General features: G+C 69.7%; 18 protein-coding genes. 11 read left to right on the forward strand and 7 right to left on the reverse strand.

Going from position 1 to position 19599, the window contains the following annotated elements; all coding sequences use genetic code 11:
- Positions 1–32: 32 nt before the first annotated feature.
- Positions 33–404: a VOC family protein gene (locus tag AB0K12_RS26860; RefSeq protein WP_364566677.1), complete on the reverse strand. Its 372-nt coding sequence runs from the start codon at positions 402–404 to the stop codon at positions 33–35.
- Between the two features lie 274 nt (positions 405–678).
- On the opposite strand from AB0K12_RS26860, the gene AB0K12_RS26865 reads away from it, so the two are divergent.
- The 3 genes from AB0K12_RS26865 to AB0K12_RS26875 are packed head-to-tail and all read left to right on the forward strand — an operon-like array spanning position 679 to position 1815.
- A complete protein-coding gene (locus AB0K12_RS26865) occupies positions 679–1017 on the forward strand; it encodes a DUF4244 domain-containing protein (protein WP_364566680.1) in 339 nt (112 codons plus the stop codon).
- Entirely contained in the window at positions 1014–1394 is a 381-nt protein-coding gene (locus AB0K12_RS26870; protein WP_364566684.1) for a TadE family type IV pilus minor pilin, read from the forward strand. The genes AB0K12_RS26865 and AB0K12_RS26870 overlap by 4 nt, the downstream gene beginning before the upstream one ends.
- A gap of 22 nt (positions 1395–1416) precedes the next feature.
- Complete coding sequence (locus tag AB0K12_RS26875; protein ID WP_364566688.1) at positions 1417–1815, forward strand: Rv3654c family TadE-like protein; 399 nt, start codon at positions 1417–1419, stop codon at positions 1813–1815.
- Positions 1816–1972: 157 nt separating this feature from the next.
- Here AB0K12_RS26875 and AB0K12_RS26880 read toward each other — a convergent pair whose 3' ends face one another.
- Positions 1973–2698, reverse strand: a complete 726-nt coding sequence (locus AB0K12_RS26880) for a helix-turn-helix transcriptional regulator (RefSeq protein WP_364566691.1) — start codon at positions 2696–2698, stop codon at positions 1973–1975.
- Positions 2699–2774: 76 nt separating this feature from the next.
- On the opposite strand from AB0K12_RS26880, the gene AB0K12_RS26885 reads away from it, so the two are divergent.
- The gene (locus tag AB0K12_RS26885; protein ID WP_364566694.1) at positions 2775–3770 is read left to right on the forward strand and encodes an LLM class flavin-dependent oxidoreductase; all 996 of its coding nucleotides are present in this window, start codon (positions 2775–2777) and stop codon (positions 3768–3770) included.
- A 365-nt stretch (positions 3771–4135) separates the two neighbouring features.
- Entirely contained in the window at positions 4136–6031 is a 1896-nt protein-coding gene (locus AB0K12_RS26890) for a hypothetical protein (protein WP_364566697.1), read from the forward strand.
- 260 nt (positions 6032–6291) lie between these two features.
- Here AB0K12_RS26890 and AB0K12_RS26895 read toward each other — a convergent pair whose 3' ends face one another.
- Positions 6292–9015 carry a DEAD/DEAH box helicase gene (locus tag AB0K12_RS26895; RefSeq protein WP_364566700.1) on the reverse strand — a complete coding sequence of 908 codons (2724 nt, stop codon included), beginning with the start codon at positions 9013–9015 and terminating at the stop codon, positions 6292–6294.
- A gap of 409 nt (positions 9016–9424) precedes the next feature.
- Here AB0K12_RS26895 and AB0K12_RS26900 point away from each other — a divergent pair, with 409 nt between their 5' ends.
- The 4 genes from AB0K12_RS26900 to AB0K12_RS26915 all read left to right on the forward strand — a co-directional run bounded on the left by AB0K12_RS26900 (position 9425) and on the right by AB0K12_RS26915 (position 14163).
- Positions 9425–9775 (forward strand): STAS domain-containing protein, encoded by a 351-nt coding sequence (locus AB0K12_RS26900; protein ID WP_043629845.1) that lies wholly within the window; start codon positions 9425–9427, stop codon positions 9773–9775.
- A gap of 1 nt (position 9776) precedes the next feature.
- Complete coding sequence (locus AB0K12_RS26905) at positions 9777–10223, forward strand: ATP-binding protein (RefSeq protein WP_364566703.1); 447 nt, start codon at positions 9777–9779, stop codon at positions 10221–10223.
- 886 nt (positions 10224–11109) lie between these two features.
- On the forward strand, positions 11110–13425 hold the full coding sequence (locus AB0K12_RS26910; RefSeq protein ID WP_364566705.1) for a sodium-translocating pyrophosphatase: 2316 nt from the start codon (positions 11110–11112) through the stop codon (positions 13423–13425).
- Positions 13426–13692: 267 nt separating this feature from the next.
- Complete coding sequence (locus tag AB0K12_RS26915) at positions 13693–14163, forward strand: histidine phosphatase family protein (protein ID WP_364566708.1); 471 nt, start codon at positions 13693–13695, stop codon at positions 14161–14163.
- On the opposite strand, the gene serB is transcribed toward AB0K12_RS26915, so the two are convergent.
- From serB to AB0K12_RS26935, 4 genes are all read right to left on the reverse strand, one after another.
- Complete coding sequence (gene serB, locus AB0K12_RS26920) at positions 14164–15384, reverse strand: phosphoserine phosphatase SerB (protein ID WP_355415398.1); 1221 nt, start codon at positions 15382–15384, stop codon at positions 14164–14166.
- A 79-nt stretch (positions 15385–15463) separates the two neighbouring features.
- Positions 15464–15994: a hypothetical protein gene (locus tag AB0K12_RS26925; RefSeq protein ID WP_364566711.1), complete on the reverse strand. Its 531-nt coding sequence runs from the start codon at positions 15992–15994 to the stop codon at positions 15464–15466.
- A 98-nt stretch (positions 15995–16092) separates the two neighbouring features.
- Positions 16093–17103: an S-adenosylmethionine:tRNA ribosyltransferase-isomerase gene (locus AB0K12_RS26930; RefSeq protein WP_364566714.1), complete on the reverse strand. Its 1011-nt coding sequence runs from the start codon at positions 17101–17103 to the stop codon at positions 16093–16095.
- Entirely contained in the window at positions 17100–17756 is a 657-nt protein-coding gene (locus tag AB0K12_RS26935) for an SDR family oxidoreductase (RefSeq protein WP_364566716.1), read from the reverse strand. The genes AB0K12_RS26930 and AB0K12_RS26935 overlap by 4 nt, the downstream gene beginning before the upstream one ends.
- A 94-nt stretch (positions 17757–17850) precedes the next feature.
- Here AB0K12_RS26935 and AB0K12_RS26940 point away from each other — a divergent pair, with 94 nt between their 5' ends.
- Entirely contained in the window at positions 17851–18981 is a 1131-nt protein-coding gene (locus tag AB0K12_RS26940; protein ID WP_364566719.1) for a GAF domain-containing sensor histidine kinase, read from the forward strand.
- The gene (locus AB0K12_RS26945; RefSeq protein WP_364566722.1) at positions 18978–19598 is read left to right on the forward strand and encodes a response regulator transcription factor; all 621 of its coding nucleotides are present in this window, start codon (positions 18978–18980) and stop codon (positions 19596–19598) included. The genes AB0K12_RS26940 and AB0K12_RS26945 overlap by 4 nt, the downstream gene beginning before the upstream one ends.
- The last annotated feature ends 1 nt before the right edge of the window (position 19599 follow it).

Genomic DNA, 19599 nt, shown 5'->3' on the forward strand with positions numbered 1-19599 from the left:
CGTCACCGCCACTCATTGAGACAGCGCGGGCCTTACTTTGGTTCGTCATCTCCGGGACGCCGGTCATCCGCCATGCCGCCGAAGGCGATCTCGTTCCCTTCCGGGTCCTCGTAGATGACCTTGGTCACGCCGTTCTCGTACGTCTCCCGCTTGACGGGCTCGATGCCGCGTCGAGTGATCGCCGCGACCCGTTCCCGCAGGTCCTCGACGAACGACACCACCAGTGCGTTCCCGGCCCGTTCCGGCTCTCGGACGATGTAGACGTACCGATGCTCGGCAAGCTCCCACACGGCCTCGACGTCGTTCGGGATGAACGACGGCTTCTCCCCGAACAACTGCTCGTACCACCGCAACGCCGCCTGGTAGTCGCGGACGGGGATGCCGGCGAACAGATCAAGGGCCATGTCGTCCTCCACATGCAGTCGCGTGCCGCCGCCGTAGTAGACCCCCGCCCCGCAGAAAACTCATCGGGACGAGTCGAGCGCAGGGACTGAATGAGGCGGGACCAGGGATGAGGCGCCCGACAACTCACGGCCAGAACCTGCTCATCCACAGGCCACGAGCCCTCCAACAGGCTCATCCACAGAATCGCGTTCGGGCCATCGTCTGCCACCCCGCCTCCGCCACCCTTTGAACCCCCCGCCGGACAACCTCCGGCCCTCAACACCTGGAGGCACGATGCCTAGTCCCGCCACCACGCCAGACGACATCAAAGCCACCCCAGAACACTCCGATCGCACAGGCGAAGCCCGATCCCAGCAGCCATCCACAACCCCACACCAAGCCGCTGAGCCCTCCTCGACCCGCCGGGCGAAAGCACCCTGGCCGCGCGTCGGCAAGTGGCTCCATTACGCGGCCGTCAACCGCGAACGCGGCATGTCCACAGCCGAATACGCAGTAGGCACGATCGCGGCCTGCGCCTTCGCCGCACTCCTCTACAAGGTCGTGAGCAGCACAGAAGTCCAGGAGATGCTGACAGCCCTGATCAATCGAGCACTCAACGTAGCCAAGGAATGAGCCGGCGCCTCTCGCGGACACGCAGGGGCGCCAGAGGGCCGGCATCGCGGGGTTCGGTCACCGCCGAAACCGCCGCGATGCTGCCCGCCCTCATGATCGTCCTGGCCGCCGCTCTGTGGGCGATCCAGGCGGTCGCCGTACAGCTCGAATGCGTCGACGCCGCCCGCGCCGCAGCCCGAGCAGCCGCCAGGGGAGAACCACTCGACCAGGTCCGCGACTACGTCCGAGCAGCCACAACCCCGAACGCCGAGATAGCCCTCACACGAGACCCCGACCTCACGAGGGTGCACATCACCGTCGAGGTACGCCCCCCGTGGGCGGTCTCCCTCCCCGCGGTCCAGGTGTCAGCCGCAGCAACCGCGGTCACCGAGCCATGACGACGAAGAGCCGGAGGAACACGTGACCACCTCCCATAGGAAACTGCTGCTCAAAGCCAGGGAACGCGGCTCAGCCACGCTCTGGGGCGTGGCCCTGATGGGCCTGCTGATGGCGGTGGCCATGGCATTCGCCACGATCGGCTCCGTACGAGTGGCCCAGCATCGCGTCAACAGTGCCGCCGACCTCAGCGCCCTGGCAGCGGCCAAGCTCGCGCTGATCGACCCGGAGAGCGCCTGCCTCCGAGCCGCCGAACTAGCCACTGAGAACGGCGCCAGGCTGACGAAATGCGCAATCACCACCGACAGAGCCGACATCTGGACCGCCGTCCCCCTGTCACTCCCGTTATTAGGCGCAACAACCCTGACCGGCAGATCCCGAGCCGGCCCAGCACCCCCCACCCCACCCAACAACCCTCACTGACCAGAGGAATGACGAGGCCACGATGACTCAAGCTCACCCAGGTCGACCCCTCAGCAAAGATGAGCGACGCGGCCCAAGTCGTGCACGTGACGGTGAGCCCGAGGGACCGCGGGGCCGCCAGGTGCGGAGGGCTCTCCGCAGCGGCCAGGAGCCGAGCTCAGCCGGACAGCAGTGCGGCCGTGGCCGCGTCGGCGGGCAGGAAGGCTTCCAGCTTCAGCTCGGCGACCGTGACGTCCGTGGCGGTCGCGAACGTCGTGATGGTCGTCGTCAACCGCAGTTCGCCGCGAGCCGAGCGCAGCCGTATGGGCACGGCGAAGCCGACGTGGTCGGGGCCTGGTTCGGCGGGCGGCACGTACGCGGACAGTTCGTCGTGCAGTTCGCCAGGAGGGAGGCGGTCGAGCACATGCCGTGCCCACTGGTCGAGGTTGGCGATCCGCGGTGCCAGGCCCTCGGGGTGCAGGCAGAGCCGCGGCACGTTCACCGGCGGGCGGAGCAGATGGCCGGCGACGCCTTCGGTGAGCAGCCCGACCGCGTCGTTGGCGAGCACCAGCTCATGCCGCGCGTCCACGACGATCGCCGGGTACGGCAGGTGACCGTCCAAGACATGCCGCAGCGCGGTGCGTACGTGCTCCAGGGCCGGGTCGTCCAACGGCGTCTGCGGATAGACGGGGGCGTACCCTCCGGCGAGCAGGAGTTCGTTGCGCTCCCTGAGCGTCAGTTCCATGGCCTCGCCGAGCCGTACCACCAGCGATCGGCCGGGCCGGGAGCGCCCGCTTTCGAGGAAGCTGAGATGGCGTTGCGTCGTGCCCGCCCGCAGCGCCAGTTCGAGCTGGCTGAGACGGTGACGCTGCCGGACCGAGCGCAATGCCTGCGGGAAGTCCACCACGTCAGTGTGCAGGACGTGTCCATTCCTTCGCGGGAATTGCCGCCATTCCCGGCACCGGCGCACGATCCCTCCCATGAACGTGCGCATGGGGGTGCTTCTCCCGACGAACCAGAGCCAGTGGGACGACGCCCGGCAGCTGATCGACATGGGCGTCCGCGCCGAACGGCTGGGCTACGACTCGGTGTGGGCCAACGACACCCTGCTCGGCCCGCGCCTCGAACCGCTGGCCACGCTAGCCGCACTCGCGACCGCGACGGAACGCGTCAGGCTCGGCACGGCGACCCTGCTGCCCGCTTTCCGGCGCCCGGTCACAGCGGCACAAGAGCTCGCCTCCATCGACCACCTGTCGGCAGGCCGGCTCACCATCGCGGTGGGCGCGGGTTTCCCCGGCAGGTCGGAGCCCGAGTACGCGATGTCGGAGGTGCCGTGGCAGCGCCGTTTCGCCCGGTTGGACGACACGGTGGCGCTGTGGCGAGCCTTGTGGGCGGGCGAGCGGGCGTTCTCGGGCCAGGTGCTGCGCTTCGACGAGCTCCCCGTGTCCACGCCCTGCCTTCAGGAGGGCGGGCCGCCGATCTGGCTGGGCGGGGCGAGCCCATCGGCACTGCGCCGCACCGGGACGCTCTACGACGGCTGGCTGCCCTACCCGCCCGACCCCGCGGACTACCGGTCGGGTCTGGCCACCGTACGTCGCGCCGCGGCTTCAGCAGGTCGCGCCGCGGACGTGGTCACTCCGGCGCTGTTCGTCACGGTGCTGATCACCGACGACGTGGCAGACGGTGTACGGCAGCTCGACGCGTACTGCCGGGCGACGTACGGGCTGCCGTACGAGTCGGTCCGCACCATCCAGGCGATCGTCGCGGGCCCGGCCGAGCACGTGGCCGCCACGCTGGCCCGCTACGTGGAAGCCGGCGCAGCGCACCTCGTCTGCCGCCTCGCGGTCCCGTCCATAAAGGCCCAGATCGAGCAACTGGAGCTCCTCGCCACCATCAACTGGCCCAGCACCGACCGGCCCGCCCCGGATCGGCCCACCCTCGACCGGCCCACCCTCGACCAGTCGGTCGATCGCTGACCTCCGCTCGCCGCCTGAGCCGTGGGCAACTGCTGTGGGGCTGCGGCCATACGGCATGCGGTGTGCGAGCGTGTGGGGCCGTTACTGCTGGTGTACCGGTTGTGGTCAAAGGGGCTAGGTCGCAATCGAATCACGACTTCTTAGACGATGTGTCCAAGAGTTGACTGGCTCCCGTAAGGTTCCGCTTACCCTCGGTCCATGCCAGTTGCGACAAGGAGTGTGGGGGAGCAGGAACACGGTCGCCAGGGTGCGGCCCGAGGTCGGTCGGTGACCGTTATCGACCGGGCGGACTGCACTTCCGGTCGTCGCATGGGCGCCCCGAGGGTGCTCAAAGCGACGCGAGGCTCTCGACGGAGGGAAGCGTCGTGACGGTAGTCGGCAAAGTCGTGGTCACAGGAGCGATCGCGGCCGGTTCCATCGCACTCGGCAACCCCGCTCAAGCGGCCATGATGACCCAGCACGCCGACTCATTCAGCCTGACCGGGTCGGCAAGCTCAGCATGGCCGGCGGCCACGTCACAGTTCGCGCCTGGGGAGATCACTTCGCCCTCTGACGGTGAGGTGGTGACGAGCTCGTCCGTGCCGGTCTCCGCGCGGGCCGGGCTGTTGCAGCTGAAGGTGGGGCTGTACGTCGAGGGGCCTTCCACGCCTAGCCAGACGATCGGCACAGGCAGCGGAAATCAGACCATTTCCGGGACGTTCAACGCCGGCGACGCCCCCAACGGCACCTTCACCGTGACCCTCAAGGGCGAGATCACCGGCACGACCTATGCAAGCAGCACGTTCACCCTGCGCAGGCCCGCGCAAGCGCCGACGGATGTGCGGGCCGCTCGGCGGGGCACCAAGAAGGTCCTCGTGACCTGGAGAAAGGGGCCCGAGCCGGACCTGCAGTCGTACGAGGTGTCCAGCACGCAGTCCGGTGTCGGCGGGCGGATGCCCGCTGCCGGCGCGTGCTCCGGCACCTCCTGCAGAGCGGAGCTGGCGGTCCCGGCGCAGCTGGCGGGGAAGAAGGTGGGGTTCGCGGTCACGGCGTTCAGGGGGGATGGGAGCGGTGGGTCGATCGGCTCGGAGGAGTCGGCGATGACGTACGTGAGCTTCCCGGCCACGCCGTCCGCCAAGCCGACGAAGAAGAAGCCCGCCGACACCGGCCAGACAGCGAAGAACAAGGGACCCACGAGGGTCGACGCGCTGCCCATCCTGCCGGGAAAGCCGCAGACACGGCCGTCGAGCAAGCCGAGCAACCGCAAGCCGGCGACGGCCCCCGAATCATCCGAAGCCGACCCGAACGCCAACCTTCTGGTTCCCTCCGGGGAGGAAGGGGCCGAGAAGGGCGGTGGCCCGGCCACGTCGAACGGCAAGGACGGCGCCGGCTCGGCTCCAGGGCAGACCGGCGCGGTGACGACAGCATCCGGCGAGTCTCCGCTCGGGAACATCGGCCAGTACGGGTGGTATGCGACGGCCGCCATCCTCTTGCTGCTGCTCGGTGTGCAGGTGGGCGGTTGGGCCCGGCGCCGTTCGCTGGCTGCGGGCGAGGGCGGGGTTGCTGACTCACCCTCCTCGGCGGGCCTGAGGTCGGGGCCGGCGGGTGGGGCGTACACGCTCTCGACGGCGCAGGGCACCAAGCTCAAGCGAGCGGATGGCACGATAACGCCGGTCACGTCGGCGTCGCGACGACCCGCAGTGATCGTGTCCGTCGCCAAGACGCGCATATCAGAGCAAGAGCCGCATACGGGGACGGAGGGCGCGGCATCGCCTTTTGGCTCTTCCGAGGCGGAGAGTGGGGCGGGGTCCTCCAGGTCTTTGGAGGGGGAGGGAGCTGCCTTGTCCGGTTCGTCGGGGCGGGGGTCGCAGGCGGGGATGGGGGTGCCGGACGGTTCGGTGGCCTCTGAGAGGTCGGCGCCTTCCGAGGGTTCGCCGGCCCGAGGTATGTCTTCCCCTGAGGGTTCGCCGGCCCGAGGTGTTCCCTCCCCCGAGGGTTCGCCTTCCTCCCATGTCTCCTCCTCCGAGGGGGCTGCGTCGTCATCTCCTTCAGGCGAGGTGGCGGACGGCTCTGCGTCGCCTGTTCTTCCTGCGGTACCGATCGATGAGCGGTGGAACGACTTCCTGCCGCCTGTGCCTAAATCCATGGAGGACAGTGCGTTCTGGGCGCGTTCTCAGGCGGGGGATGGCGATTTCTGGGAAGCGGATGGCGACAGCGATGGGGCATATGCCGGTCGTGCGCGGAGGAATGGGAAGCATTTAGGCGAGTCGGACAGGGAGTAATTGCCTTTCGGCTGAAATGGGGCTTGGCGATGGCCTCGTTGGGTGGGTGGTTAGTCCGTGGTGGGGTTCGGGGTCGTGCCGGGTGGGGGCTGCTGAGGGGGATGGGCGGTTCAGCGGTGCGCTTAGAACGCCGGTCTTGGTGCAGGTGGAAAGGGTGTTGGGGGTAGGGTTTCAGGCGGCGGGCATCAGGTGTTGGGCCGGTAACTTTTGTCTGTTCCGGCTGTGGTTCGGCTGAGATTATGTTGCAGGCGCGTGAGTCTTTATTGCGGGGATAGCAAAGTGTTGAGGAGGCGGATGGCGCCTCTTTTGTGCAGGGGTTCGTTGCCGTTGCCGCATTTGGGGGATTGGATGCAGGAAGGGCAGCCGCGTTCGCATTCGCAGGACATGATGGCTTCGCGGGTGGCGGTGAGCCAGTCGGTGGCGCGGGCGTAGCCGCGTTCGGCGAAGCCGGCGCCGCCCTCGTGGCCGTCGTACACGAAGACGGTGAGCAGGCCCGTGTCGGCGTGCAGTTCGGTGGAGACGCCGCCGATGTCCCAGCGGTCGCAGGTCGCGAACAACGGGAGGAGGCCGATGGCGGCGTGCTCAGCGGCGTGGGCGGCGCCGCCCAGGTCGATGTCGGCTTCGGCGAGCGGGGCCACGGCCGAGGCGGGCAGCGTCCACCAGACGGCGCGGGTGCGGAGAGTTCGGGGCGGCAGTTCCAGAGGTTCGTCGCCGAGCATTTCGCCTGATTGGAGGCGCCTCTTCAGGTACGAGACGACTTGGCGGGTCACCTCCACCTCGCCGAAGTGGAGGGTGCCGGGGCCCAGAGGTTGGGAGCGTTCAGTGGAAAGGATGGAGATGTCGGTGATGTCGCGGGCGAAGGTCGTGTAGTCCGGGTTGGCGCTGGAGACCAGGGCCACTCCGGCGTCCAGGTCCAGGAGCTCCACGAGGAAGGTCTCGCCCTGGTGCAGGTAGATCGCGCCCGTGTGCACGGTGGTGTGCGCGGAGGGCTCGTCCACGCTGCCCAGCAGGCGGCCTGTGGACGACTCCACGACCTGGATCGGGGCTCCTCCGCCGCCTCGGATGTCGGCGAGGTCCGTGGCCCGCTCGCGCCTGGTCCAGAACCAGCCGGCCGGACGCCTCCTGAGCATGCCGTCCGCCACCAGGTCGTCGAGGACCTTGGCGGTGGTGGGGCCGAAGATGGGCAGGTCGTCCTCGCTCAGCGGGATCTCGGCGGCGGCGGCGCAGAGGTGGGGGCCCAGCACGTACGGGTTGTCGGGATCGAGGACGATCGCCTCCACCGGGCGGCCGAACAGGGCCTCGGGGTGGTGCACGAGGTAGGTGTCCAACGGGTCGTCCCTGGCGATCAGTACGGCCAGTGCGTCCCTGCCGTCGCGGCCCGCCCTGCCCGCCTGCTGCCAGAGCGAGGCGCGGGTGCCCGGCCAGCCGGCGATCAGCACGGCGTCGAGGCCGGAGACGTCCACGCCGAGTTCGAGGGCGTTGGTGGTGGCCAAGCCCATGATCGTGCCTGCGCGGAGGGCCTTCTCCAGGAGGCGGCGGTCCTCGGCGAGGTAGCCCGCCCGGTACGCGGCGATCTTGTTGGGGAGCTCGGCGAGGTCGGCTTCGGCCGACTCGGGGATCGCCCAGGTGAGGGAGGACGGTGATTCGACGGGGGACGCTGATTCCAGGGAGGACCCTGATTCAAGGGAGGACCTTGATTCAAGGGGGGACGCTGATTCCAGGGAGGAGGGTGATTCCCCGGAGAGGGCGGCGGGCGGGACCGGCTCTCGTGAGCCTCTGGTGTGGGCGGCCGGTGCGTGTTTCCGGGCTTGTTCGGATGATGCGGCGGCGTGGGTAGCCCGTGTCTGTTCCGAGGCTGGAGCAGCGTGTTCCGAGCTGGGGGATGAGTGGTCCGCGCCAACGGGAGCTTTGCTCAGGTGCTGGGTGGGCTGGTTGTCGTGAGGGGACGGTGAGTCCGGGTGCTGGGTGGGCTGGTTCTGGTGCGGTGAGGGCAGGGCTGGGTGCTGGGTGGGCTGGTTCTGGTGCGGTGAGGGCAGGGCTGGGTGCTGGGTGGGCTGGTTCTCCTGCGGCGAGGGCGGGGGGTTGTGTGGGGAGGTGTGGGGTTCGTGCGGATGGCCCTCGACCGGAGCTGGGGAGGGGTGGTTCGGCAGCAGGGATGAGTCTGCCTTCGGTGCGCCGGCCTCGGTGTTCCTGGTCGGAGGGAGAGCGGTGGGGGTGCTGGAGGTGGGGGGTGGGGTGTAGGGGAGGGAGAAGGCTACGTCGGCCAGTTTGGCGCGGGCTGAGAGGGCTACCGTTTCTGCGCCTCTCCTTGAGCGGACGAAGGCGAGGGTGCGTACGTCGGCCAGGACGAGGTCGGCCAGCAGGTCGGCGGCCTCCGCCGTGGCCGTGCGGCGTACGGGGGCCCCGCCTTCGCCTCGCAGCTCCGTCAGGGGCGGCTCCCACAGCGCGATGGTGGTCGCGCCCTTGGGCGAGGCGTCCACCGTCACCTCGTCCATCTCGAGCCCCGTCAGCCTTCGCCCGAACAGCCCCGGCTCGCTGGCCGTCGCCGAGGCGAGCATGAAGGTGGGGGTGGAGTGGTAGCGGGCGCAGGCGCGGCGGAGGCGGCGCAGGATCTGGGCGACGTGCGAGCCGAAGACGCCGCGGTAGCCGTGGCACTCGTCCACCACGACCAGGCGCAGGCGGCGGAAGAACGACGACCACTGCGCGTGGCGAGGAAGGATGCTGCGGTGCAGCATGTCGGGATTTGTCAGTACGTAGTTGGCGTGCTGGCGCACCCAGGTGCGTTCCTCGAAGGGGGTGTCACCGTCGAAGCAGGCGGCGCGGAGCTGGGTGATGCGCAGCTCGCGCAGGCTGCGGAGCTGGTCGGCGGCCAATGCCTTGGTAGGGGTCAGGTAAAGAACCGTGCCGCCGTCGAGGGAGGCGGCGACCGCCGGAGTGAGGTACGCGAGGGACTTGCCCGACGCCGTACCGGTCGAAATGATCACGTTTCGGCCACGGAATGCCAGGTCGGCGGCCTCGTACTGGTGAGGCCAGAGTCCTGTCACCCCGCGGTTCGCCAAGCGCGTAACGAGGACTTCCGGCGTCCACTCCGGCCAGCGCACTTGGCCCGCCTGACGTGCGGGAACATGCTCCACATGGGTGACACGCGCGCGACGTGCGGGTACGCCGAGCAGGTGGCGGAGGAGTGATGCCGTCTGTTCTGGGGAGGATCCGGTGGAAGTCACTGTTTCCAGTCTTGCATCCGTGGGCAAAGTCGCCGGGAATCGTGATTTCGTATAGACACAAGCCAGGCGCGTGGTTGAATGCCGCGCGTCAGGGTCGGACAGTCTGGGGCCACGCTCCAGATTGCCAGGCCGGCAAGACTACTTTCGCAGGCGAGGCGCTGGAGGATCTGTGGATCTGAAGTTGGATCACCGCACCGAAGACCGACTCACCATCGTGGAGGTCGAGGGTGAGATCGATGTCTACACGGCGCCGAGATTGCGTGAGCTCCTCATCGATCTGGTCAACAAGGGCAACTTCCACCTTCTTGTGAACATGGAGAAGGTCGACTTCCTCGACTCCACGGGCCTCGGGGTCCTGGTCGGGGGGCTCAAGCGAGTTCGCGCGCACGACGGCTCGCTTGAGCTGGTCTGCACGCAGGAGCGCATCCTCAAGATCTTCCGGATCACCGGGCTGACCAAGGTCTTCGGGATCTACGCTTCGGTCGACGAGGCCAAGGAAGCTCACGGCAAAGACAAGTAGCATGGCTACCGTCGAGCTCACGTTCAGCGCTCTCCCCGCACACGTGCGCACCGCACGGCTGGTGGCGACGGCTATCGCGCGCCGCACCGGTGTGGAGGAGTCCCTGCTGGACGAAGTCAGGCTCGCCGTGGGTGAGGCATGTTCCCGGGCAGTCGAGGCGCATCGAGCGCACTGTCCGGGCGAGCCCATCCGCATCGAGCTACGTGACGATTCGGGGCGTTTCGAGGTCACGGTCAGTGACCTGGCTCCCAGCGAGGAGATCAAGCAAGAAAAGCCGCTGGACCTGGGCATGCTCTCTGACTCGTTCATGTCCAACTTCGGGATCGCGGTCATCGAAGGGTTGGCCGATGATGTCGAGGTGTTTCCCAGCCCCAAAGGCACGAATATCCGGATGAGCTGGCCGGCTGCCGTCGGCAGCAGCACCAACACCAGCACCGGGACCATCTGAGCCGCCCTGATCAGCCCAACCCCATCCCAGCCGGGAATGAGGCGGGCGGGCTTTCGGGCTGTTCCGGGAGGCTTTCGGGTTGTCCTGGGGGCCCGGGGCATGGCGGAGGCCCGGGGCATGGCTGAGGTCTGGCACATGGGCCGAGGACTGGCACATAGGCCGAGGACTGCCGCGTGGGCTGGGGCTGTCTGCGGCATTCGAGGTTGAGGTAGCTGCGGGCTGAGGTCGAGGTAGGTGGTTCGGCCAAGGTCCGTGGCTTTGTGCTGTCGGCAGGGCAGTCTCGGGCGGCCCCTCTCTGCGCCGATAGGCCCTGGAGGGCCTCTCTGCGCCTCTGAGGGGCGATTTGTGCGCATTGGGCGGCAGCTGGGGTGGGTTCGGCTGTGGGGGCAGGGCGGCATGCGCGCCAGGAGAGCGTCTGAGGATCGAACGGCGGGTTGTCGTCGTGCGTATCCAGGAGGGGTGGGTTTGGGGCGGCGGGGGTGTGGGGCCAGGCCAAGTGGGTGCAGGAGGGTGCGGTACGTACGGGGAGGCCCGGGGCCGGTGGGGATGCAGGGGTGTGGTCAAGGGGCGGGAAGGCCGCAAGAATCGGGGTTTCGGGCGGGCCGAAAAGGTGCCTTGCTGTGACCGTAAAGGCTTGGAAATTTCTGGTGTCAGATCCCAAACCAGGGCACTGTCAGGGGATTACTAGACACTCGCACAATTAGCGACCCCCAGAGCCTTCATATCCACGGACTGCCTGCGTAGACTCCCGGCACCGGCCAAGGTGATCCGGCGGAACGCGGATTCAACCGGAAGCGGCACCCACAACCCGGATGGTGCCGCAACACCCGCCGAGGAAAACTGCAGCACCGCCCGGGCAGGACGACCGGTCTTGCCGAGGAGAACGATGAGCAGGCACATGCTGGCAGCGGAGCCAGCGTCCAATCTGGTTCTGAGCGGAAACAATCTCACCATCGTGATCGTGGTCGCCGCGGTCGCACTGATCGCGCTAGCCGTCGCCGGCGGCCTGGTGCGCGAAGTGCTGTCCGCCGGCCAGGGCACCGAACGAATGCAGAACATCGCGCGCGCCGTACAAGAAGGCGCCGCGGCCTATCTCACGCGTCAGTTCCGCACGTTGGCGATCTTCGTCATCGTGATTCCCTTCCTGCTGCTCCTGCTACCTGGAGAGACGGACGTACGCATCGGACGTTCGATCTTCTTCGTGGTCGGGGCGGTGTTCTCCGCGCTGACCGGGTTCATGGGCATGTGGCTCGCGGTGCGCGGAAATGTGCGCGTCGCCGCCGCCGCCAAGGACGCCGGTGAGAAGCGGGCGATGCGCATCGCGTTCCGTACCGGCGGTGTGGCCGGCATGTTCACGGTGGGCCTCGGCCTGCTGGGCGCGGCGGTCGTGGTCTTCATCTACCAGGGCAACGCGCCGGGCGTGCTCGAAGGCTTCGGCTTCGGCGCGGCGCTGCTGGCGATGTTCATGCGAGTCGGCGGCGGCATCTTCACCAAGGCCGCCGACGTGGGCGCCGACCTGGTCGGCAAGGTCGAGCAGGGCATTCCCGAGGACGACCCGCGCAACGCCGCGACCATCGCCGACAACGTGGGCGACAACGTCGGCGACTGCGCCGGCATGGCGGCCGACCTGTTCGAGTCGTACGCGGTCATGCTGGTCGCGAGCCTCATCCTGGGCCGGGTGGCCTTCGGCGAGGAGGGGCTGATCTTCCCCCTCATCGTCCCGATGATCGGTGTGATCACCGCGATCATCGGCATCTTCGTCACCGGCATGCGCGACCGCGACCGCAACGGCATGGCGGCGATCAACCGCAGCTTCTTCATCTCCGCCGCCATCTCGGCGGTGCTCGTGGCGGCGGCCGCGTTCTGGTACCTGCCGAGCAGCTTCTCCGGCCTGACCGGCTCCACCGTGCAGTCCGACGCCGACCCGCGGCTCATCGCCATCGGCGCGGTGCTGATCGGTCTCGTGCTGGCCAGCGCGATCCAGCTGCTCACCGGCTACTTCACCGAGACCAACCGCCGCCCGGTCAGGGAGATCGGCGAGAGCTCGGCCACCGGCCCGGCCACCGTCATCCTGGCCGGCATCAGCGTCGGCCTCGAGTCGGCGGTGTACTCCGCGCTGATCATCGGCGGCGCCGTCTACGGCGCGTTCCTGCTCGGGTTCGGGAACGTGACGATCGCGCTGTTCGCGGTGGCGCTCGCCGGCACCGGTCTGCTGACCACGGTCGGCGTCATCGTCTCCATGGACACCTTCGGCCCGGTCTCCGACAACGCGCAGGGCATCGCGGAGATGTCAGGCGACGTCGAGGGCGAGGGCGCGCGGGTGCTGACCAGCCTCGACGCGGTCGGCAACACCACGAAGGCGATCACCAAGGGCATCGCCATCGCGACGGCGGTGCTGGCGGCGACGGCGCTGTTCGGCGCGTTCCGTACGGCGGTGGAGACCGAGCTGACCGCCGCCACGGCGTCGGTCAAGGACGCGCTCGGCACGTTCTCGTCCTTCAGCCTCAGCATCGACCAGCCGAACGTGCTGGTGGGTCTGATCATCGGCGCCGCGGTGGTGTTCCTGTTCTCCGGGCTCGCCATCATGGCGGTCGGCCGGGCCGCGATGCGGGTGGTCTTCGAGGTACGCGACCAGTTCCGCAACAAGCCCGGCATCATGGACGGCACCGAGACGCCCGAGTACGGCCGCGTCGTGGACATCTGCACCCGCGACTCGCTGCGCGAGCTGGCCACGCCCGGTCTGCTGGCGGTCATGACGCCGATCGCGGTCGGGTTCGCGCTGGGGTACGCGCCGCTCGGCGCCTTCCTCGCCGGTGCGATCGCGTGCGGCACGCTGATGGCCGTCTTCCTCGCCAACTCCGGTGGTGCCTGGGACAACGCCAAGAAGCTCGTCGAGGACGGTCACCACGGCGGCAAGGGCTCCGAGGCGCACGCCGCCACGGTCATCGGTGACACCGTCGGTGACCCGTTCAAGGACACCGCCGGTCCTGCCATCAACCCGCTGATCAAGGTGATGAACCTGGTGGCGCTGCTGGTGGCGCCGGCCGTGGTGCTGTACGCGGGCAACCCGACCCTGCGGATCGGCATCACCGTGGTCGCGGTGGCGGTCGTGGTGGGCGCGATCATCGTGTCCAAGCGGCGGTCGGTGGCCATCGAGCCGGCGAACAACAACAACCGCGAGCACGAGCCTGTGGCCTCGTAGTTCGTTGAGCGTGTGAGGCGCCCGTCCCCGTAGGTGGGGGCGGGCGTCCTTTTGTCGGAAGGGGAAGGTGGGTGGGGGCGGGCGTTCTTTTGTCGGATGGGGAAGGTGGGGGTGGAGGCTGGGGGGTTGGGTGGGAAACTGGGCGCGTGAACGATGACAAGCAGCAGCCCAGCGGCGGCAAGACCCTGGGCATGATCCTGCTGGCCATGGTCGCCATCCTGGCCGTGATCGTGGGGCTCGCGGTCTGGGCGTCGAGGGGATGAGCGCGTGCGTACGTTGATCGTGCTGCGGCACGCCAAGGCCGCCTCCGTGCCGGGCCTGGTTGATTGGGAGCGCCCGCTGACGGATCAGGGCGAGCAGGACGCCAAGCGGGCGGGCGAGGAGATCAGGGCGGCGGGGCTCGTCCCCGACGTGGTTCTGTGCTCACCTGCGGCCAGGACGCGGCGCACCGCCGAGCTGGCCTTCCCCGGCGTGGAGGTCAGCTACGAGCAGGACATCTACGAGGCGTACCCGGACGAGCTCCTGGAGCTCCTGCGCCGCGCCGACCCCGAGGCGGGCACCGTGGCACTGTGCGGGCACAACCCGGGCGTCCACGAGCTGGCCCTGGGGCTGGCGGGCGGCGACTACGGGTTCAGGCCGGGGTCGTTCGCGGCGATCGCGGTGGAGCCGCCCTGGGAGCAGCTGTCACCGGGCGAGGGCCGCCTGATCAACCGCTGGGCCCCGGACAAAGAGCGCTGATCAGAGGACGGGCAGGACGGCGTCCTCGGCGTCGGCGGCCTCCACCTCGTCGCGGGAGATGCCCAGCAGGTAGAGGATCGAGTCGAGGTACGGCGTGTTGACGGCCGTGTCGGCGGCCTGGCGGACGACCGGCTTGGCGTTGAACGCGATGCCGAGCCCGGCCGCCGCGATCATGTCGAGGTCGTTGGCGCCGTCGCCGATGGCCACGGTCTGGGAGATCGGCAGGCCGGCCTCGCGGGCGAAGCGTTCGAGCGCCCGCGCCTTGCCCGGCCGGTCGACGATCTCGCCGACGACGCGCCCGGTGAGCCTGCCGTCGACGACCTCCAGGACGTTCGCGGCGGAGTAGTCGATGCCGAGCTCGTCGACCAGCGCGTCGGTGATCTGGGTGAAGCCGCCGCTGACGATGGCGAAGCGGTAGTCGAGCCGCTTGAGCGTGCGGACCAGCGTGCGGGCGCCGGGGGTCAGCACGACTTCCTTGCGCACCTGCTCGAACACCTCGGCGGGCAGCCCTTCGAGCAGCGCGACGCGCCGCTTGAGCGACTCGGCGAAGTCGAGCTCGCCGCGCATGGCCTCTTCGGTGACGCGGGCGACCTCGTCGAGGCAGCCGGCGTGGGCGGCCAGCAGCTCGATGACCTCGCCCTGGATGAGGGTGGAGTCGACGTCCATGACGATGAGCCGCTTGGCCCTGCGGGACAGGCCGGTGCGCTGGACGGCGACGTCGACCTCCTGCTGCGCGGCCTCGGCGGCGAGCTCGACGCGCAGGGCGGCGGGGTCGGCGCCGGAGACCGACAGCTCGATGCAGGTGACGGGCCACTGGGCGAGGCGTTCGATGCGGTCGATGTTGGCGCCGGCGGCGGCGATGCGGCCGGCGATGCCCGCCATGGCGGCCGGCGAGAGGGTGGCGCCGAGCACGCTGACCGACAGGCGGCCGCGGCGGCGCTGCTCCTTGGCCTGGGAGCCGGTGGACAGCTCCACCTCCATGCCGAGGTCTTCGGCGACGCGCTCGACGGCGGTCCACATGGCGCCGAGCGTGGTGCCGGTGCCGGTGGACGGCCCGCCCGCGTACGCGACGAGCACGCCGAGCGTCAGGCGGCCTCGGATGACGACCTGCTCGATGTCGGCCACCGTCACGGGGAACTTCGACAGGACGGAGAAGAGCCGGGAGGTGACGCCGGGGCGGTCGGGGCCGGTGAGTGTGATCAGGAGGGTGCGCTGGTCCACATTCAGCCACGGTACTGCGCCCGATCCGGTGCTCGCGCAGCAGGTCGCGCATTCGGGCTCGGGCGCAGTAGGGACGGGGTCAGCGAGCGATCTTGGTCTTGACCGTCTTCGCGTAGCCGTGGACGGGGATGCCGAGCCGGTCGAGCTCCTCCTTGCTCATGTTCTCCATGCCCGTCTGGACGTCGTAGGAGACGATGCCGAGCTTGGCGGTCTGGGTGCCCTTGGCCTTCTTGGTGAGCCTGACGTCGAAGATCATGGCGATGCTCTCGCCCTTCTCGACGACCTTGGGCACGAAGCAGTACAGCGCCCGGCCGTCGAGCCCGCACTCCGTGCCCTTGACGCTGGAGCGGTAGTAGACCATCTTCAGGTCGATGTCCTTGGGGAACTCGCCGCCCAGGAAGTAGTAGTCGGCGTAGTGGGGGCCCTTGTTGCGGGCGACGACGGTGTAGGAGATCTTTCCGCCGCGCTTGACCTTCTTCGGTGCCTTGACCTGCACGTCGAAGACGGAGAACGGGTCGTCCTGGGCGGTGGCGGAAGCGGGGGCGGCGGAAAGCAGCAGGGCGCCTGCCGCTAATGCGACCGTCGCGACCTTGGGCAGAGAGTTACGCATACAAACGTCTCCGTCGTGGGTGGAAAAACGGGGACGCGACACACTAAGCCCCCGTAAATGTCGGCTTTTCCTATCACGTGGGCAAAGCGGGGTAAAGCTTATTTCTGCAGAATCAGGTGTGTGTCGCCGAACTCGTGCCACAGATAACTCTCGCGCAACGCCTCCTTGTACGCCCGCGCCAGCGCCGCCTCGCCCGCGATCGCGGTCAGCATCATCAGGTGGCTCGACCGCGGCTCGTGCAGCCCGGTGATCAACCCGGAGACGGCCCGTACGCCACCCTCCGGCGTCACCACGTGCCCGGTCCACCCACGGGAGGCGGAGACCACTCCTGCGGCGTCGACGGCGGTCTCCAGCGCCCGTACGACGGTGGTGCCCGCCGCCACCACCCGGCCGCCGTTCCGCCTGGTCAGGTTCACCAGGTCGGCCGTGGACGCGGGCACCTCGTAGCGCTCGGCATAGGGCGGCTCGTCCTTCTCCGGCGAGGCCACCCCCGTGTGCAGCGTGATCGGCGCGATGCCGACGCCCCGCGACACCAGCGCCGTGACCAGCGCGTCGGTGAACGGCCGCGCCGCGCTCGGCATCTCCGCGCTGCCCGGCACGGTCGCGAACACCGTCTGGTACGCCTCGATCGGCCAGTCGCGCTCCACGTAGGAGTAGCGGATCGGCACCCCGTGCACCCGCAGGTACTCCTCCACGTCCCGGTCGAGGACGGCCCGCCACAGCCGCGGCGTCTCGCGCCCGAGCAGCCGCAGCGTGGCGCGTCCCGGCATGGGCAGCCACTCGCCCGGCTCGCCCCCCGCATAAGGCTCGCTCGCCTTGGAGGTGCGCCGGCGCAGCTCGACCAGCCACGTGCCGTCCTGCCGCGCGGTGGAGAAGTGCACGGCGAGTCGGTCGAGCCGGACGGCGGCGGGCAGCGTCGCCGAGTTGTTGACCACGATGAGGTCGCCGGGGTCCAGCAGGGAGGGCAGGTCGTGGAAGCGGTGGTGCGACGGGTCGCGGTCGCCGCGCGAGACGAGCAGGCGCACCCCGTCCCTGGCCGTGCCGCGCGCCTCGGGCGGCTCGTGGGCGGACAGTCCTGGTGGCAGCGAGAAGTCCAGCGCGGCGGTCATTGCAGGCTCACCTTGCCGCTCGCGGGGCGGGCGCCGACCAGGTCGTACAGCGCCGCCGCCACCTTGGCCGGGTCGGCGGCGCCCGCGGCCTCCTCGGCGCCGACGGCGTCGGCCAGCATGCGGGTGTTCATCTCGCCGGGATCGACCCACCACACGCGCAGGGCGGGCTCCTCGGCGGCCAGCACGTTGGACAGCTGCTCCAGCGCGGCCTTGGTGGCGCCGTAGCCGCCCCAGCCCTCGTACGCGCCGGTGGCGGCGTCGGAGGTGACGTTCACGATCGAGCCGCCGGCGGCGCGCAGCGCGGGCAGCGTGGCCTGGATGAGCGCGAGCGGCGCCGTGACGTTCGTCTCCAGCAGCCCTCTGAACGCCTCCAGCGGATAGTCCGCGAGGTGCGGCAGCGGCGTCACGCCGAGGTCGCTCGCGTTGTTGACCAGCAGGTCCAGCGAGGGCGCCGCGGCGGCCAGGCGGGCCACGTGCGCGGGGTCGGTCACGTCGCCGGCGATCGCGGTCGCGCCCAGCTCGGCGGCGGCCCTGTCGAGGTCGTCGGCGCCGCGCGCGGTGAGGACGAGGCGCCAGCCCGCCGCGCCGAGCGCCCTGGCCAGGGCCAGGCCGAGACCTCGTGAAGCTCCGGTGATGAGTGCGGTGTTCGTCATGACACCGACGCTAGGAACGGACGGCCGCGCGGACATCGGGCCGAGGACCGGCCGGTGCCTGGGCACTTCGTCCTAGGACCATAGAGTGGGTCGCGTGCCCTCCGACGTGCCTTCCGACCGAGACGAGATCATGCAGGCGGTGAGCTCGGCCGTGCTCGCGGTCACCCGCCACCTGTCGGTGCGCGAGGTGCTGCAGGTCATCGTACGCTCGGCGCAGCGCCTGCTCGACGCCCGCTACGCCGCGCTCGGCGTGCCCGACGACGACGGCTCGTTCGCCGAGTTCGTCGCCGAGGGCCTGACCGACAAGCAGTGGGACGCGATCGGCCCGCTGCCCCGCCAGCACGGCATGCTCGGCGCGATGCTGCGCGACGGCACCCCGGTCAGGCTGCCCGACCTGCGCAAGGACGAGCGGTTCGAGTGGTGGCCGAAGGCCCACCCGGTGATGAAGGACTTCCTCGGGGTGCCGATCCGCGACGGCGACCGGGTGCTCGGCATCATCTTCCTGGCCAACAAGCGGCGCGGCGGCGGCTTCACCGACGCCGACCAGGAGCTGCTCACGCTGTTCGCCGCGCACGCGGCCATCGCGCTGACCAACGCCAGGCTCTATGAGCACAGCCGCGAGCTGGCCATGCTGGAGGAGCGCAACCGCATGGCGAGGGAGCTGCACGACGCGGTCAGCCAGAAGCTGTTCTCGCTGCGGCTGTCCGCGCAGGCCGCCGGCGCCCTGCTGGACAGAGACGCCGGCAAGGCCGCCGCCGAGCTCGACCGGGTGCAGCGGCTGGCCGGCGAGGCGATCTCCGAGCTGCGCGCGGTCATCGTCGAGCTGCGGCCGGCCGAGCTCGACCGCCACGGGCTGACGGAGACGCTGCGCAAGCACGTGCGCCTGCTCGACCGGCTGCACCCGCCCCTGGTGGCGTTCGAGTGCGGCGAGCTGCCGGCGCTGGCGCCCGAGACCGAGGTGGCGGTGCTGCGGGTGGCCCAGGAGGCGCTGCACAACGCGCTGCGGCACTCGGGGGCGGCGCACGTGCGGGTGCGGCTGGCGGACGAGGACGGCAGGCTGGTGCTGAGCGTGCACGACGACGGCAAGGGCTTCGACCCGGCGGATCCGCAGCGCGGGCTCGGGCTGGTGTCGATGCGCGACAGGGCCGAGTCCGTCGGAGGCGTCATGACCGTCGCGTCGGCCCCCGGCGAGGGGACGACCGTGCGCATGGAGGTGAGCGCGTGATCCGGGTGCTGATCGCCGACGACCATCCGGTGGTGCGGCAGGGGCTGCGCACGTTCCTCGACCTGCAGGACGACATCACGGTCGTCGGCGAGGCGGGCGACGGCGCGCAGGCCGTCGAGCTGGTCGGCGAGCTTTCGCCCGACGTGCTGCTGCTCGACCTGAAGATGCCGGTGCTCGACGGGCTCGGCGCGCTCGAACGGCTGACCGGCACGCCCACCCGCGTGGTCGTGCTGACCTCGGTGAGCGACCCGGCCGACGTCGGCCCCGCGATGCGGGCGGGCGCGGCCGGCTTCCTCTACAAGGACGTCGATCCGCAGGCGCTGGTCCAGGCCGTCCGCGCGGTGCACGGCGGCCAGGTGCTGCTCGCGCCGGAGGCGGCCGGGGCGATGCTGGCCGCGCCGGGCAACGGCCAGGCGCCGGGGCCCGTGCCGCTGACCGAGCGCGAGCGTGAGGTGCTGGCGCTCATCGCGGCCGGCCGGTCCAACAGGGAGATCGCGCGCAGCCTGGCCGTGGCGGAGAAGACGGTGAAAACTCACGTCTCGAACGTGCTGATGAAGCTGGGCGTCCAGGACCGCACCCAGGCGGCGCTCTATGCCGTCCGCCACGGGCTGGGCTGAG

The organism is Nonomuraea sp. NPDC049419, assembly GCF_040676995.1.
Lineage (GTDB): Bacteria > Actinomycetota > Actinomycetes > Streptosporangiales > Streptosporangiaceae > Nonomuraea > Nonomuraea salmonea.

What these genes read in the sequence shown, in the direction of transcription:
- AB0K12_RS26860 (WP_364566677.1), bottom strand. Translation starts at nt 404, where the DNA reads ATGGCCCTTGATCTGTTCGCCGGCATCCCCGTCCGCGACTACCAGGCG.
- AB0K12_RS26930 (WP_364566714.1), bottom strand. Translation starts at nt 17,103, where the DNA reads ATGACCGCCGCGCTGGACTTCTCGCTGCCACCAGGACTGTCCGCCCAC.
- AB0K12_RS26885 (WP_364566694.1), top strand. Translation starts at nt 2,775, where the DNA reads ATGAACGTGCGCATGGGGGTGCTTCTCCCGACGAACCAGAGCCAGTGG.
- AB0K12_RS26925 (WP_364566711.1), bottom strand. Translation starts at nt 15,994, where the DNA reads ATGCGTAACTCTCTGCCCAAGGTCGCGACGGTCGCATTAGCGGCAGGC.
- AB0K12_RS26870 (WP_364566684.1), top strand. Translation starts at nt 1,014, where the DNA reads ATGAGCCGGCGCCTCTCGCGGACACGCAGGGGCGCCAGAGGGCCGGCA.
- AB0K12_RS26865 (WP_364566680.1), top strand. Translation starts at nt 679, where the DNA reads ATGCCTAGTCCCGCCACCACGCCAGACGACATCAAAGCCACCCCAGAA.
- AB0K12_RS26935 (WP_364566716.1), bottom strand. Translation starts at nt 17,756, where the DNA reads ATGACGAACACCGCACTCATCACCGGAGCTTCACGAGGTCTCGGCCTG.
- AB0K12_RS26910 (WP_364566705.1), top strand. Translation starts at nt 11,110, where the DNA reads ATGAGCAGGCACATGCTGGCAGCGGAGCCAGCGTCCAATCTGGTTCTG.
- AB0K12_RS26905 (WP_364566703.1), top strand. Translation starts at nt 9,777, where the DNA reads ATGGCTACCGTCGAGCTCACGTTCAGCGCTCTCCCCGCACACGTGCGC.